General features: G+C 57.1%; 12 protein-coding genes and 2 pseudogenes. 4 read left to right on the top strand and 10 right to left on the bottom strand.

Features of this window, described 5'->3' with window-relative positions; translation table 11 throughout:
- Window positions 1-11: 11 nt before the first annotated feature.
- The 3 genes from I8E17_RS26160 to I8E17_RS26150 form a co-directional block, all read right to left on the bottom strand.
- Window positions 12-281: a hypothetical protein gene (locus I8E17_RS26160; protein ID WP_069614031.1), complete on the bottom strand. Its 270-nt coding sequence runs from the start codon at window positions 279-281 to the stop codon at window positions 12-14.
- A 157-nt stretch (window positions 282-438) separates the two neighbouring features.
- On the bottom strand, window positions 439-2,232 hold the full coding sequence (locus I8E17_RS26155; protein WP_069614030.1) for a thiamine pyrophosphate-requiring protein: 1,794 nt from the start codon (window positions 2,230-2,232) through the stop codon (window positions 439-441).
- A 232-nt stretch (window positions 2,233-2,464) separates the two neighbouring features.
- Complete coding sequence (locus I8E17_RS26150) at window positions 2,465-2,713, bottom strand: hypothetical protein (protein WP_069614406.1); 249 nt, start codon at window positions 2,711-2,713, stop codon at window positions 2,465-2,467.
- 334 nt (window positions 2,714-3,047) lie between these two features.
- On the opposite strand from I8E17_RS26150, the gene I8E17_RS26145 reads away from it, so the two are divergent.
- Window positions 3,048-5,045: an ABC transporter ATP-binding protein/permease gene (locus tag I8E17_RS26145; RefSeq protein ID WP_069614029.1), complete on the top strand. Its 1,998-nt coding sequence runs from the start codon at window positions 3,048-3,050 to the stop codon at window positions 5,043-5,045.
- Window positions 5,046-5,169: 124 nt separating this feature from the next.
- On the opposite strand, the gene I8E17_RS26140 is transcribed toward I8E17_RS26145, so the two are convergent.
- Window positions 5,170-5,424, bottom strand: a complete 255-nt coding sequence (locus I8E17_RS26140; protein ID WP_069614028.1) for a DUF982 domain-containing protein — start codon at window positions 5,422-5,424, stop codon at window positions 5,170-5,172.
- 235 nt (window positions 5,425-5,659) lie between these two features.
- Window positions 5,660-6,034: a hypothetical protein gene (locus I8E17_RS26135; RefSeq protein ID WP_069614405.1), complete on the bottom strand. Its 375-nt coding sequence runs from the start codon at window positions 6,032-6,034 to the stop codon at window positions 5,660-5,662.
- A gap of 311 nt (window positions 6,035-6,345) precedes the next feature.
- Between I8E17_RS26135 and I8E17_RS26130 the strand changes: the two genes are divergently transcribed.
- Window positions 6,346-7,188: a DUF1236 domain-containing protein gene (locus I8E17_RS26130; protein WP_069614026.1), complete on the top strand. Its 843-nt coding sequence runs from the start codon at window positions 6,346-6,348 to the stop codon at window positions 7,186-7,188.
- A gap of 233 nt (window positions 7,189-7,421) precedes the next feature.
- Here the strand turns inward: I8E17_RS26130 and I8E17_RS26125 are convergent.
- The 5 genes and pseudogenes from I8E17_RS26125 to I8E17_RS26105 all read right to left on the bottom strand — a co-directional run.
- A pseudogene (locus tag I8E17_RS26125) lies at window positions 7,422-7,718 on the bottom strand (ABC transporter permease subunit); the annotation flags it as partial.
- Window positions 7,717-7,970, bottom strand: a pseudogene (locus tag I8E17_RS26120) (type II toxin-antitoxin system VapC family toxin); the annotation flags it as partial. The pseudogenes I8E17_RS26125 and I8E17_RS26120, both read right to left, overlap by 2 nt.
- Window positions 7,970-8,224, bottom strand: a complete 255-nt coding sequence (locus tag I8E17_RS26115; RefSeq protein WP_069614025.1) for a type II toxin-antitoxin system Phd/YefM family antitoxin — start codon at window positions 8,222-8,224, stop codon at window positions 7,970-7,972. The pseudogene I8E17_RS26120 and the gene I8E17_RS26115, both read right to left, overlap by 1 nt.
- Window positions 8,225-8,459: 235 nt before the next feature.
- A complete protein-coding gene (locus I8E17_RS26110) occupies window positions 8,460-8,876 on the bottom strand; it encodes a gamma-glutamylcyclotransferase family protein (RefSeq protein ID WP_069614024.1) in 417 nt (138 codons plus the stop codon).
- Complete coding sequence (locus I8E17_RS26105; RefSeq protein ID WP_069614023.1) at window positions 8,869-9,156, bottom strand: hypothetical protein; 288 nt, start codon at window positions 9,154-9,156, stop codon at window positions 8,869-8,871. Before I8E17_RS26105 ends, I8E17_RS26110 begins: the two co-directional genes overlap by 8 nt.
- A gap of 168 nt (window positions 9,157-9,324) precedes the next feature.
- On the opposite strand from I8E17_RS26105, the gene I8E17_RS26100 reads away from it, so the two are divergent.
- Both I8E17_RS26100 and I8E17_RS26095 read left to right on the top strand, forming a co-directional pair.
- Window positions 9,325-9,573, top strand: a complete 249-nt coding sequence (locus I8E17_RS26100; protein ID WP_069614022.1) for a hypothetical protein — start codon at window positions 9,325-9,327, stop codon at window positions 9,571-9,573.
- 287 nt (window positions 9,574-9,860) lie between these two features.
- Complete coding sequence (locus I8E17_RS26095; RefSeq protein WP_229002244.1) at window positions 9,861-10,847, top strand: thioredoxin family protein; 987 nt, start codon at window positions 9,861-9,863, stop codon at window positions 10,845-10,847.
- The last annotated feature ends 1,560 nt before the right edge of the window (window positions 10,848-12,407 follow it).

Below are 12,407 nucleotides of genomic sequence, written 5' to 3'. Positions count from 1 at the left end.
CGGCATCATGCTTATTCAAGCCGCCCCCAGGCCGGATTCCAGTTCACGCCTTCCGACAGTTCGACATAGATGGGCCGCATAACCTCGTTCGACATCTTGTTGCGAGCGGCCCGAAAGGCGTCATCTGGCTCCATTTCCTCACCAGGAAAAACCGTGTCATCCTCTCCTGGCGACATGACCTTGCGCAGGAATCCTCGGATCTGATCGCCGGAATGGTAGAACTTGATGACGATGGAGCCTGGCGGCACGTTGTTCTTACGATACCTATGATAGGTTTCCATCTTACACCTCCTCACATTGTCGCCTGTTGCCGCGTCCAGAGCACTTCGCCGTCTCGCGCTATGCTCTTTCATTCAGCCAAGGCTTAGTCGATTGACATCGGTCCAAACCACCGTTCCCAGCCTTGGTTCCCGCAACGCAGCCGACATTTGCCCGTCGTCACCTGTTGGCGCGACTCGGAAGAATGGCACTCAGCGCCTGTCTTAGCGTTCCCTTGATCACACCGCTTTCTTCAGGATCCCCTTTCAGCAGGGCGGTGGTCAGGTTGCGCATCTGCTCGAAAGTCAGGTGCGGCGGTATCGGCGGCACTTCGGGATCTGTCTTGACCTCGAGAACAACGGGGCGATCGGCGGCAAGCGCTTCATCCCACGCGGCGCCAAGCGCCTCGGGCCGATCGACGAAAATTCCCTGAAGGCCAATCATATCGGCGAAACGATGATAGGGGACATCGGGAATCCGCTGCGAGGCATCAAATTTTGGGTCACCTTCCATGACGCGTTGCTCCCAAGTCACCTGGTTGAGATCCTCGTTGTTGAAGACGCAGACGACCATGCGCGGGTCGGACCATTCGCGCCAGTATTTCGCCACGGTGATCAGCTCCGCCATGTTGTTCATCTGCATGGCGCCATCACCGACCAGGGCGACGATTGGCCGATCCGGATGCGCGACCTTCGCGGCGATCGCATAGGGCACCGCCGCCCCCATGGATGCGAGACCGCCGGACAAGGAGGCCATCATGCCGCGGCGCATGCGCAAATCGCGCGCGTACCAATTGGCGCAAGAACCGGAATCACTCGTGACGATGACACCGTCGGGCAGGCGTGGCGAAAGCTCCCAGACGACACGTTGCGGGTTGACCGGATTGGCCTCCACATGCGCCCTCGCCTCCAGCGTTCGCCACCACTTTCCGACACTCGTCTCGATCTCCTTGCGCCAGGAAAAATCCTGGTTCTGCTTGAGAAGCGGCAGCAATGCCTGCAAGGTCTCCCGGGCGTCGCCGACAAGATTGACCTCCATGGGATAACGCAAGGAGAGCATGTCAGGCCGGATATCGATCTGAACCCCTTTTGCATCGCCTTCTTCGGGCAGGAACTCCGAATAGGGAAAGCCGGATCCGACGACCAGCAGGGTATCGCAGTCTCGCATCAGGTCCCAGGATGGTTCGGTACCCAGAAGGCCGATGGAGCCGGTGACCCACGCCAGATCATCCGGTAGGGCGGCCTTGCCGAGCAAGGCTTTCGCCGCTCCTGCTCCCAGCCGGTCCGCGACCGCGATCAGCTCATCGGTAGCGCCCAACGCGCCGGCACCGACGAGCATCGCGACCCTCTTTCCGGCATTCAGGACGGACGCGGCGCGCTTCAGATCGATCTCGTGCGGCACTGTTCTCGGTGCCACATAGCCGACGCCCGACATGACCGAGCCATGCTTGCGTGGCGGCGTCTCATAGGGCATCTCCTGCAGGTCGTTCGGCAGGATGACGGCAGTGACCGTCTTGTTCGCCAGCGCGATGCGCGCGGCGCGATCGACCAGATGGCGTACCTGCGCGGGAGCTGATGCCTGATGGACGAAGTTGCCGGCAACATCCTTGAAGAGCGATGCGAGATCGACTTCCTGTTGATAGTGACCGCCAAGCGCCCGACGGGCCTGCTGGCCGACAAGCGCCAAGACAGGTTGATGATCCAACCGCGCATCATAGAGCCCGGTCACCAAATGCGTGGCACCCGGTCCAGAGGTCGCGATGCAAACGCCAAGCTCGCCTGAGAATTTGGCATAGGCCGATGCCATGAAGGCGGCCATCTCCTCGTGACGAGCCTGAATGAATTCAATTTTTCCATCGGCCCGGTTCAAGGCTCCGAAGAGACCGTTGATGCCGTCTCCGGGATAGCCGAAGATGCGTCGCACGCCCCAATCATAAAGGCGCTGCACGATAAAGTCGCCAACCGTCTTTGCCATGATCCGTCTCCACTTGTCGCGCGCCATCAAAGCGCGTGGGGCCCAACAAGCAGAGGCCCTTTATGTTCCCGCTAGCAGAAGAGGCAGTCATTGGAAAAGCCGGGCATGGGGAGCCTTCGTCGCCGCCTATCGGGATGTCGATCACAGTCCGACACGGCTCTATACCAATTCATTCAAAAGCCGTCGCGTTGCACAATGAACACATGCGAGATCATCGGTCGCCATAGTGTGGCTACGACCGGATCTTCTGACCGTCGAGGTAGCCGTGCTCGTAGGCTTTGGCCTGTTCGCTGTTGTCCGGATAAGGGTTTTTTCTATTCTCGGCTTCGCATTTCCCTGCCTTGACTCCCTCTTCATACGCTTCCTTTTCACTTTCTGAAGCGGGAAGGCGGGGCGATTGCTCGGGGTAGTATTGTATCGGATTCGGCAGCCCAAGGGCGGGTGCGAAAAGCGAAGCTATGATTGGCTTTTGCGGGCACATGATGAATTCCTCCTGACATTGAAACGCCATTTGCGATGGACGAGTTCCCTGAAGCCGTCTCATCACTGCCGCTGCCATCCGCGCGATAGCGCCGTCTAATACGGGACAAGGGCGCGTGATCCGCCCATGGAGTACATTCTTCCAGCGTCCATGGTGAACCTTCAATCTTCAAGGATGAGATAGAGTAATTACCGTCACTTACGCTTTTACATGCATCAGCCGCTACTCGCTCAGGGTTCGCGTAGCGACTGCTTCATTTCCTCGACACATGGCCGCCGCTATAGACGATATTCCTATTGTGAAACTTTTTGAATTTTAGTCCGTTGTCGTGCGTATGACCGACGCTAAATCCAATCCGAAATCGGTCGACGGCGCCAAGTCGCCTGGGCGTGAGAGGTCGCGCCGGGAGAAAGCTCCGACTATTGATATCGAGCCACCGGCAGATATCATTGAACCCGATCCGGACATGACGCCTGAGGAGGCGGAACGGACGCGCAAAGGGTACTTGCTTGCACGTTTCTGGATCAGCGCGCGCGGCTATTGGAGTCGCCGCGGAGACGGCTTTGCGTGGCCGTGCACGATCGGACTACTTGCGCTGATCGGCCTGAACGTGTGCTTCCAGTATGGCATTAATATCTGGAACCGCGCGATTTTTGACGCCATTGAGCAACGCAACGCCCACACCGTTTACGTCCTGAGTGCAGTGTTTCTGCCGCTGGTGCTCGGAAGTGTCGCCCTTGTTACGGTGCAAGTCTACATTCGCATGATGATCCAGAGACGATGGCGTTCCTGGCTGACGACCGGGCTCATCGCTCGCTGGCTCGCGAACGGCCGTTATTATCAGCTGAACCTGATCGGCGGCGAAGGCCACAAGAACCCCGAGGCGCGTCTCTCCGAGGATTTGCGGATCGCCACGGAGTCCCCGGTCGATTTCCTGGCCGGCGTCATTTCCGCATTCGTGTCGGCATCGACCTTCATCGTGGTGCTGTGGACGATCGGCGGGGCCCTGACGTTCCAGATCGCTGGTTCAGTCATCACAATTCCGGGCTTTCTTGTCGTCACCGCGGTTCTCTATGCCGTGGTCACATCCACCTCGATGGCAGTCATCGGTCGGCACTTCGTCGAGATTTCCGAGGTCAAGAACCAAGTGGAAGCCGAATTTCGCTATACGCTGACACATGTGCGCGAAAACGGCGAGAGCATCGCATTGCTCGGCGGCGAAGAGGAGGAGCGTAATGACCTCGAAAGAACTTTTGGCAATGTGCTGAGGCAATGGGCGCGGTTAGCGCATCAATACATGCGCACGACGCTTGTCTCGCAGGGGTCGATGCTGATCGCGCCCGTCGTGCCGGTCCTGCTTTGCGCACCGAAATTTCTCGAAGGCAGCATGACGCTCGGTCAAGTAATGCAGTCTGCCTCTGCCTTCGCCATCGTCCAGAGTGCGTTCGGATGGCTGGTGGACAACTATCCGCGGCTTGCCGACTGGAATGCCTCCGCACATCGCGTCGCTTCACTCATGACGTCACTTGACGGCTTGGAGCGCGCCGAAAAGAGCGATTCCCTCGGACGCATCAAACACGGTGAAACCGAAGGCAAGGCGATGCTGTGCCTAAATAATCTTTCCGTGACGCTCGACGACGGCACCTCCGTGGTCAGGGAAACGGAGGTCGAGATCGATCCAGGCGAACGCGTGTTGGTCGCCGGAGAATCCGGCACGGGAAAAAGCACGCTCGTACGGGCGATTTCCGGTCTTTGGCCTTGGGGTCATGGCAGCGTCAATTTTCATCCCGATAGCCGATTGTTCATGCTGCCCCAGCGACCCTATATCCCATCGGGCACACTTCGCCGGTCCGTGGCCTATCCTCGAGCGGCCGAGGACTGGACGCTGGATGAGATCAAAGCGGCCCTTGAGAAGGTCGGCCTTGACTATCTCAACGACAGAATTGAGGAAAATGCGCCATGGGACCAGACGCTCTCGGGCGGCGAGAAACAGAGGCTCGCATTCGCGCGTCTTCTGCTACACGATCCCGATATCATCGTCCTGGATGAGGCTACATCTGCGCTCGATGAAAAAAGCCAGGACAAGATGATGGAGATGGTGATCCGCGAACTGCCGAAGGTCACCATTATCAGCGTCGGGCACAGAGCCGAGCTGGAGGCCTTCCATAGCCGCAAGATCACCCTTGAGCGACGTGAGGGTGGCGCAATGCTTGTCAGCGACATTGATCTCGCCCAGCGCGGGAAAAGACGGAACCTGCTTTTACGCCTCTTGGATGACAAAAGGCCCGCAGCAAGAGGCAACTTGGTTCGCGGAAAACAGCGGATTGACTGACATTTGCCTGATCGTCAGTCCGGTGGCACCGTGGGCAACACATGCTCTGTACTCTAAAGAGCGCATGACCGCTAGGAATATGGCTGTCATTTCAAGCCCGGTTCGAGCGCGTCGTGCTCGCCCATCACGCTTCGAATATTTGGATACCGCTTTCTTCAAGCGCGGCGAGGAACGCGGCTCTTGCTACCAGCGCCTCCACGTGACCTTGGTGAGCACTGATCAACGTTCGCTTCGCATTCTTGAAGGCGATCCCGTGCGACTTTGCGGGCCAGTTCCGCAGCAGGTAATAGGTGGCGGTCTCCGTGTTGGCGATCGTCAGCCGCTGACCGGGTTTGCGCGTCTCGACGGTGATTGGCTTGTTCCACAATTGTTGTGTCATGATTGTCCTCTTACGGCGAAACGGCACCGCGATCCGAATGTTCCGCCGAGGTTGTCACCAACGCCGCAAGCGAACGCCATCCAAGCTCGAGCTTTCGCCTGAGCGAACTCGGCGGAGCCTTTCCCCGCCACATGGACCGTAATTATCCCGACCGAACGGTCGCTCTGACCGACAGGCAAATCCTTGGCTTCAAAGGCGGGCACCAAACCCAACATTCCTTCACCACTCACAGCGACTATTTTTCCGCTCGTTGCAGGAGAACGCGCATTTCCTCGAATCGTCGCTTGCGGTCCGCATCGCTCTCGTTCGCCGTATAGCAAGTTGTTGATACGCAGAACTTAGCGAGATTATGGGGTTTGTCGGGCTTGTCGAATTCACATTCGAAGGTGTCGGTCATTTCCGCGGGAGACGTTCCCTGACGGGTGGAATAGGCCATGCGCACACCGGGCGGCTTCAGTTCCGGAAAGGATTGGATAGCGCCGATCGCGAGGCTATCCGACAGGAAGAAGTTCTTGGCTACGATCTTGCAGGTTGCCTCAAGATCGGCCGACTGCGCGAAAGCTGCAGCCGGCATCAGCGCGAGGCTGAATAGAATCAAAGGTTTGATCACAGTAAGCTCCTTCAGCGAGATTTCCGCTGTTTCAGAACGCAAACAACAAAGAAGGGAATGCCGATCGCGTTGCAAAGTTCCTCAGAAGAACCCGCTCGGAGTGATCAAAAGTTGCGCCCTGCCGATACAGTCCGAGAAGGCTCACCCACCGCAAATAATAGCTGCGGCATGTTGGAAGCTCACGGCCGAGCCTTCAGTCGCATGCCCGTGCGACCGAAGTCCAACGCCGGAACATGGGGCCTGTCACCTTGTTCGTCCTATAGCGGCGGATAAACGCCGTTATGTACTCAACAGCGAGAAAAGAGAAAATCATGAAGACGACGAACAGACTTGCCGTTCTGATGACGGCCCTTTCAATCGGTGTTTCCTTCGCAGCGATCACACCCGCAAGCGCGCAGGATACCCAGGTCATCCCCAAAAGCGGCACGACCCGCGACAGCAAGCCGTCGACGGGCGAGCAACAGCCACAGTCTGGAACCTCCACCAAGGACTCGAAGGGAAAATCAGATAATTCCCCCGGCCAGGCACCGGCCCAATCCACTCAGGGCAATCAGGATTCGAAGTCGAATGGCAGTCAGAACAACAGCTCGACAAGCACCGGAGCAACAGGCCAGACAGGAAGCCAATCCGGAGATCAAACTCAACAGGACAACGATACCAAGGGAGGATCCAACAACAAATCAGCATCTCCGCAATCGCGCAGCTCCAACAGCTCGAGCGATGAGCAAGGGACCGGTCAAGGCGGTACAGACACCAACAAAGCAGGCTCCGCAGGAAGCTCCGGCAGCAATATGAAAGCCCCTAGCGGCACCAAGCAGGATCAACAGACGGACACGACCGGAGGTGAGACGGGAAGCAAAACAACGACAAAAACAAATACGCAGGGCGGCTCGCAAGTCCAAGTCTCCGTCGAACAACAAACACAGATCCGGCAGGTGGTTAAAGAGGTCCATGTCACACCCGTTCGCGAGACGGATTTCTCGGTATCGGTCGGCGCAACCATTCCCCGGAAGATCGAGCTGGAGCCGCTGCCGCCGCGCATCGTCCAGATCGTTCCGCAATATAAGGCGTATCGATTCTTCGTCCTGGCGGACGGACGGATCGTCATCGTCGATCCCTCGACATTCACGATCGTCTATATCATCGATGCCTAGCTCTGGATGTTTGCGGACGCCAGAATTTTCATGGCGTCCGCAAACATATGTCTTGCCCCACGCCGTCAGGCAGGCAAGGCAGAAGTTGTAGGAATTGCGATCCGGTCGCCCATTGCATCAACAGTGGGCGATTGAAGGTGTCCGCGGGGCCAAGATCGAGAACGGTCTCGAGAACAGCAGCCGAGGAACCGGGTTTAGCTGCTTGATACATTGAAGCGCATGATGTTCGCAGCCTATGCGGTCTGCTTGGGCCGCCAGCGCAACAAATAAGCTTCAAGCGCGGAGGCGAGGCGATTTAGTGTAAAGCCGACGAAGCCGAGTACCAAGACGCCGACCATGACGAGCGCCATGTCGAACCGCTCCCGGCCGGCGATGACCAGGCCGCCGATGCCCGGGCCGACGGCCAGGAAATATTCCGCGCCGACCGTTGCCAGCCAGGCATAGATCAAGCCGAGATGCACGCCGGTGGCGATCGACGGCATCGCCGCCGGAATATAGATCCGCAATGCCTTCTGCCGCGCATTGAACCTCGTCCAGCGGCAGGATGCGGCCGGAAAATGCCGTGAGGACGATATTTTCCAGCCAGCCGCGCAGCACCTTGCCTGCGACGGCGTCGTTATGTTCGACCAGCCGGACGCCAATCTCTAGCTCGTGCAGAACCACGGATGAAATAAAGCATTCGGCCGGATCGACGTTTCGTTCCAGACCGCGACATTGGGGTCTGCCTTACCGTTCGCGACCTTGCGGAGCTCGGACACGACGTTGGTATCGAGCAACAGCATCAGGACAGGTCAATCGGCTTGGCATATTCAGTGCGCCGCGGGAGCGGCAAATCAACGTCATCCGCTCCTGGCGCGGCCAGCATATCACCGAGGGTCCGCATTTTGCCGGTAAGCCGCTTGTACTCATCGAACGACAGGAGGACGTGCGCGGGCCGTCCCCTGTCAGTGATGATCACAGGCCCTTCCTGCGCGGCCCGCTTCGCGCGCCCAAGATCCTGATTGAGTTCACGGCCTGAAAGCATAGTGACGGTCATAGTAAGCTCCAAAGTTCGTAATCCCGATATCCGTGGTTACGTAACTAACAATGTGATACTTGCAGTCCCACGTCGCATGCGAGAGCATCTGCTCATCCATAAAACCTCCTTTTCTGGGCCACCCCAGCGGTTCAAGCAGGAGGTCTCTCAACTACCGTGTAGAACTCGTCCAGTCCTCCACCGTAGGCGGAGGTTTATTATCGATATAGTCAAACTCGACACAATCGTGTCTCGCTCAGCTTCGTCGCTCTGGTGGAACGAAGCGATCGTCGTCATAGGTGGAGAGATAGCCAGTATATATCGGCACCGCCAATCTGCGAGCCTTGAAATAGGCGAAAGCGTCAGCAAGATTGCCGCTAGCGGTTTCAAGTTCGATGCATTTGCGAAAGTGCCCCGGCTGGCCGACGGACTCGAGCCGATCAAGTTTGCTTAGCATTTCCCCGCTCAGTTCGTAGAGTTCGCCGCTAACGATCGATCCGGTTCCAGGTTCATCGAACATCATGGGTGCAAACCATTGACCTGCGATCACCATCGGATAGGCCTTTCGCGTCTGAGCGCGGCCACAATAATGCGCGCCTGCCAAGCCTCGCTGATGTAGCACAAAACCCTTCTTCAAAGTTCCGAAGGCGAACACGCGGGCGATCTCAACCATGATGCTTTAAAGTCTCTCGGCGAAGGTAAGCCTGGTTTGACACGATATCCGCCGAAATCTCGATCCCGCCCGCAAGCGGTGCGTCACCGCGAACTCCCTCGCCATACCGGGTATCTCCTCCCAAGGGCGCCGAACCTGCGGTGTTGCGGTCGTCTGCCGATTGGGCGAAAACGGCCGGCCTCGAAATTCCGTGCTCCTGAACCAGATGTTCGACAGCAAGATCTGCGGCCTGGCGTGCTTGGAATGTGGCGCTGACTGTCGTGGTGCTGTTATCCGCCATTGTTGTCTCCTGCTGATAAGGTTCACAGCAAGAGAACGCTTTTTAACCTTTGTAGTTTCCCGAGTCGTCCTTGCATGGGCCGCAAGTTGAATTTTTGCCGCTTCCGATGTTGCCTCGACCATGGAAAAAGCCAAGGCAAAACGTTTGGGTCCGGGATGTTTAGCATCGATGCTGTCTTCAGAGTACCTGCTCGAACTCTTCACCTCAAAGGCCGGCGCGCGAGCGCCTCCTCGACCTCACGCAAGCTTTGCCTTTCTTCGCAACTCCATCAGCGAGGCCGAATACACCGCCCTGCCGGGATCGGTAGAATACGCGCCGACGCCGGCAATCGTCCAATCACTGGCAATAGCGCTCCCGCTCCACCTCGAACCCGTCTATCCATGCTCGAACTACAGCGGTGAACTGCCCTTCCTGTAGTAGGAAGCTGGAACTTTCTTCAACCGTGATCATCGCAGCGGCGCCTTATCAAATCTCGCTCGGTTCGTGAAGTAATATGGCACGTTCTCAATACACTTCGATACAAAGAGCCGTTACTCGAGAAACAATCCCGATACTTCGATCGCTTCTAGTAGAGACATTCCAGACAAGGAGCGATTCAGATGAACATCTCAACAGCCGTCCTTTCCGCTTTGTTTTCGCTTGCGAGCCACTCCAACCCGGACACGCTTCCAAGCGCGCAACCCTCGGCGGACGAAGCTGCCATAATGAAGGCCGGCTTCTCCAGCCAACTGCCACAGGAAGGTTCCGCTCCTCCCTTTTCGGGGGCCACTGGTTGGCTCAATTCGGCGCCCCTGGATTGGAGCCAGCTGCGAGGTAAAGTCGTCCTGGTGAACTTCTGGACCTACTCCTGCATAAACAGCATCCGGGCTCTTCCATATCTCAAAGAATGGGCCGATAAGTACAAGGCCCAGGGCTTGACGGTTATCGGTGTCCACTCACCAGAGTTCGCGTTCGAGAAGATCACGTCGAACGTCCAAGCGGCGACAAAACGCTTCGATCTAAAATATCCCATCGCGCTCGACAGCGATTTCAAAATATGGCGGTCGTTCGGAAACAACTACTGGCCTGCATTCTATCTCGTGGATGGGACTGGCACCATTCGATACCATCAGTTCGGCGAAGGCTCCTATGACGAGACGGAAGCCGCGATAAGGGATCTCCTTCGGGAAAATGGCGGTAGTCCAACCACGGTACCATCGAAATTGACCGCATCAGGCGCGGAACTTCCGGCCGACTTCGGCCATGAAAGATCAAGCGAGACCTATCTTGGATACGAAGAAGCGAGGAATTTCGCTTCCACCCGTCCGCTACAGGAGGACCAATCTGCGAACTACCATCTTAGCAAGCTAGACCTCAACCATTGGGGACTCGAGGGAAAGTGGACCGTCGGCTCCGACGCCGCACGTCTTGACGAGGCCGGCGGAGCAATCACGTTCCGCTTTTCGGCGAGGGACTTGCACCTCGTCATGGGACCGCCGAAGGAGGGAAAGCCAGTTCATTTCAAGATCACTATCGACGGCAAGGCGCCGGAAAACAACCATGGCGCAGACACTGACGCCAAAGGAACCGGCACCGTCGATTCCACCAGGCTTTACCAGCTCGTTCGTCAGGCGAATGATGTGGGCGAACATACGTTTACAATCACGTTCGAGGATGCCGGAGTGCAAGCATTTGTCTTCACCTTCGGCTAGTCCAGATCACCTTCGCTCCGGGGAAAGTGCCTAGCGATGACAGTGTCGAGCACAAAGAATTTCAAATGCAACAATAGCAAAGAAAGGTAAAGTGCGCCGGCAAAGGTGCGCACCTGACACCTAAAAGCGTCCATGTAGTCGAGCGGCTGCCTCTAACCTCGGTGGGTGAAGTAGATAAGCAAGCCATTCGCGCAGTCTACTGGGAGGGAATGGAGCGAATGATGAACGAAGTGCGCAGTTTAAAGGGCAGCAGGAAGAAGTGGGGAGAACGCTACCGATGTTGATAGGATCAATAATGCTCCCAGGATTGCTGTTGGGGTCGACCCGGCAAGCGCACCGGTTCTGATCGGGCAGCTCGTCTCCCGCACGGGAAACAATCCCGGCGGTCTAGATAACGAGCAAGGGCCACTCTTGCAGTAAAGGAAATAAACGAAAACGGAGGCGTCCTCGGCGGGCGGCGGATCGAGCTTCGCTTGGCGGACGATCGGACCGGGAAAGCGCGGTTGAGGCTTTCGCTGAGCTCAAGGCTCAGAGTGTCTCTGCGGTAGTTGGCACTTCTTTCTCGAAAGCAAGCCTAGCCGTCATTCCGTCTGTTGAAGACGCGCAAATCCCGTACATTTCTACTGGAGCAGCTGAAGCGCAGATTATTCCGGTCCGCTCCTATGTCTTTGACTCCTCTAACTGGTCGAATTGTTGGAGAGAAGCTGCTTCGATACATGCAGGTGGCTGGATTTATGCAAGTTACCGCCATCTATGACGCCGATAGTCTTTTCGGGCGAACTGGATGGACGACCAAAAAAGAGATGTTGGCGAGATACGGCCTCGAGCTGATCGGAGAGTATAGCGTCCACGTCAATACCCAGCACCTTTCGACTCTCCTGGAAAAAATCGAGGCTAATAGGCCGCAGGCAATCATTGCTTGGTTAGCTGGCCCGCCGGCAATCGCTTTCGGAAAGGCCTAAGCGGCGTCGAGCCGCACCGTGCCGGTACTGATGCCACACGGCATTGTCGACCGGCCTTTCTTCACGCAGTTGGCGCCGGAGCCGATGGCATCATAGCGGCGGCACGTTTGAGCGCTGTGGCTACGGATATGCCGGAAGGCGAGATCAAATCTGTGGCTCGTCAGATGGTTGGAGCCTTCGAAAATTCATACGGTCCTGCACCATCGCAATTCGCGTTGGATGGATACGTTGCGGTAAAGCTGATTGCGGCAGCGATAAATGACGCAGGTACCAGCAACCCGAGCGCGATCCGAGATGGGCTCGAACGAGTAAGGGTATAATTCGACGCGATACTAGGCGGCAGCCGCAGTGCGTCAGGCTGCTGGCCGTAGCGAACTGGTAATTGTCGAGGGAGGCGACAGATTCGCCGGAACCTTATAGGCAAAGCGACAACCAGTAGTTTACCGGCACTCGCGACGAGTTCATCGAGGAAACTGTCTACGGTCTATCCGTGGCTCTGATCGCTGGGCTAGCCGACTTGTTTGCACCGGCAGCAACCATCGTCGCCTTTGCGCCTGCCATTCTATCCGCTCGATACGTGTTTTACGAGGGCGGCAAA

This window comes from Rhizobium sp. AB2/73 (genome assembly GCF_020871915.1).
Lineage (GTDB): Bacteria > Pseudomonadota > Alphaproteobacteria > Rhizobiales > Rhizobiaceae > Rhizobium > Rhizobium dioscoreae.
The sequence above is the reverse complement of the archived record's forward strand: the minus strand, read 5'-3'. Positions and strand labels throughout refer to the sequence as shown.

Bases quoted from the DNA above. Each gene is read 5' to 3' on its own strand.
- I8E17_RS26160 (WP_069614031.1), bottom strand. From the start codon at position 281: ATGGAAACCTATCATAGGTATCGTAAGAACAACGTGCCGCCAGGCTCC.
- I8E17_RS26155 (WP_069614030.1), bottom strand. From the start codon at position 2,232: ATGGCAAAGACGGTTGGCGACTTTATCGTGCAGCGCCTTTATGATTGG.
- I8E17_RS26150 (WP_069614406.1), bottom strand. From the start codon at position 2,713: ATGTGCCCGCAAAAGCCAATCATAGCTTCGCTTTTCGCACCCGCCCTT.
- I8E17_RS26145 (WP_069614029.1), top strand. From the start codon at position 3,048: ATGACCGACGCTAAATCCAATCCGAAATCGGTCGACGGCGCCAAGTCG.
- I8E17_RS26140 (WP_069614028.1), bottom strand. From the start codon at position 5,424: ATGACACAACAATTGTGGAACAAGCCAATCACCGTCGAGACGCGCAAA.
- I8E17_RS26130 (WP_069614026.1), top strand. From the start codon at position 6,346: ATGAAGACGACGAACAGACTTGCCGTTCTGATGACGGCCCTTTCAATC.
- I8E17_RS26115 (WP_069614025.1), bottom strand. From the start codon at position 8,224: ATGACCGTCACTATGCTTTCAGGCCGTGAACTCAATCAGGATCTTGGG.
- I8E17_RS26110 (WP_069614024.1), bottom strand. From the start codon at position 8,876: ATGGTTGAGATCGCCCGCGTGTTCGCCTTCGGAACTTTGAAGAAGGGT.
- I8E17_RS26105 (WP_069614023.1), bottom strand. From the start codon at position 9,156: ATGGCGGATAACAGCACCACGACAGTCAGCGCCACATTCCAAGCACGC.
- I8E17_RS26100 (WP_069614022.1), top strand. From the start codon at position 9,325: ATGCTGTCTTCAGAGTACCTGCTCGAACTCTTCACCTCAAAGGCCGGC.
- I8E17_RS26095 (WP_229002244.1), top strand. From the start codon at position 9,861: ATGAAGGCCGGCTTCTCCAGCCAACTGCCACAGGAAGGTTCCGCTCCT.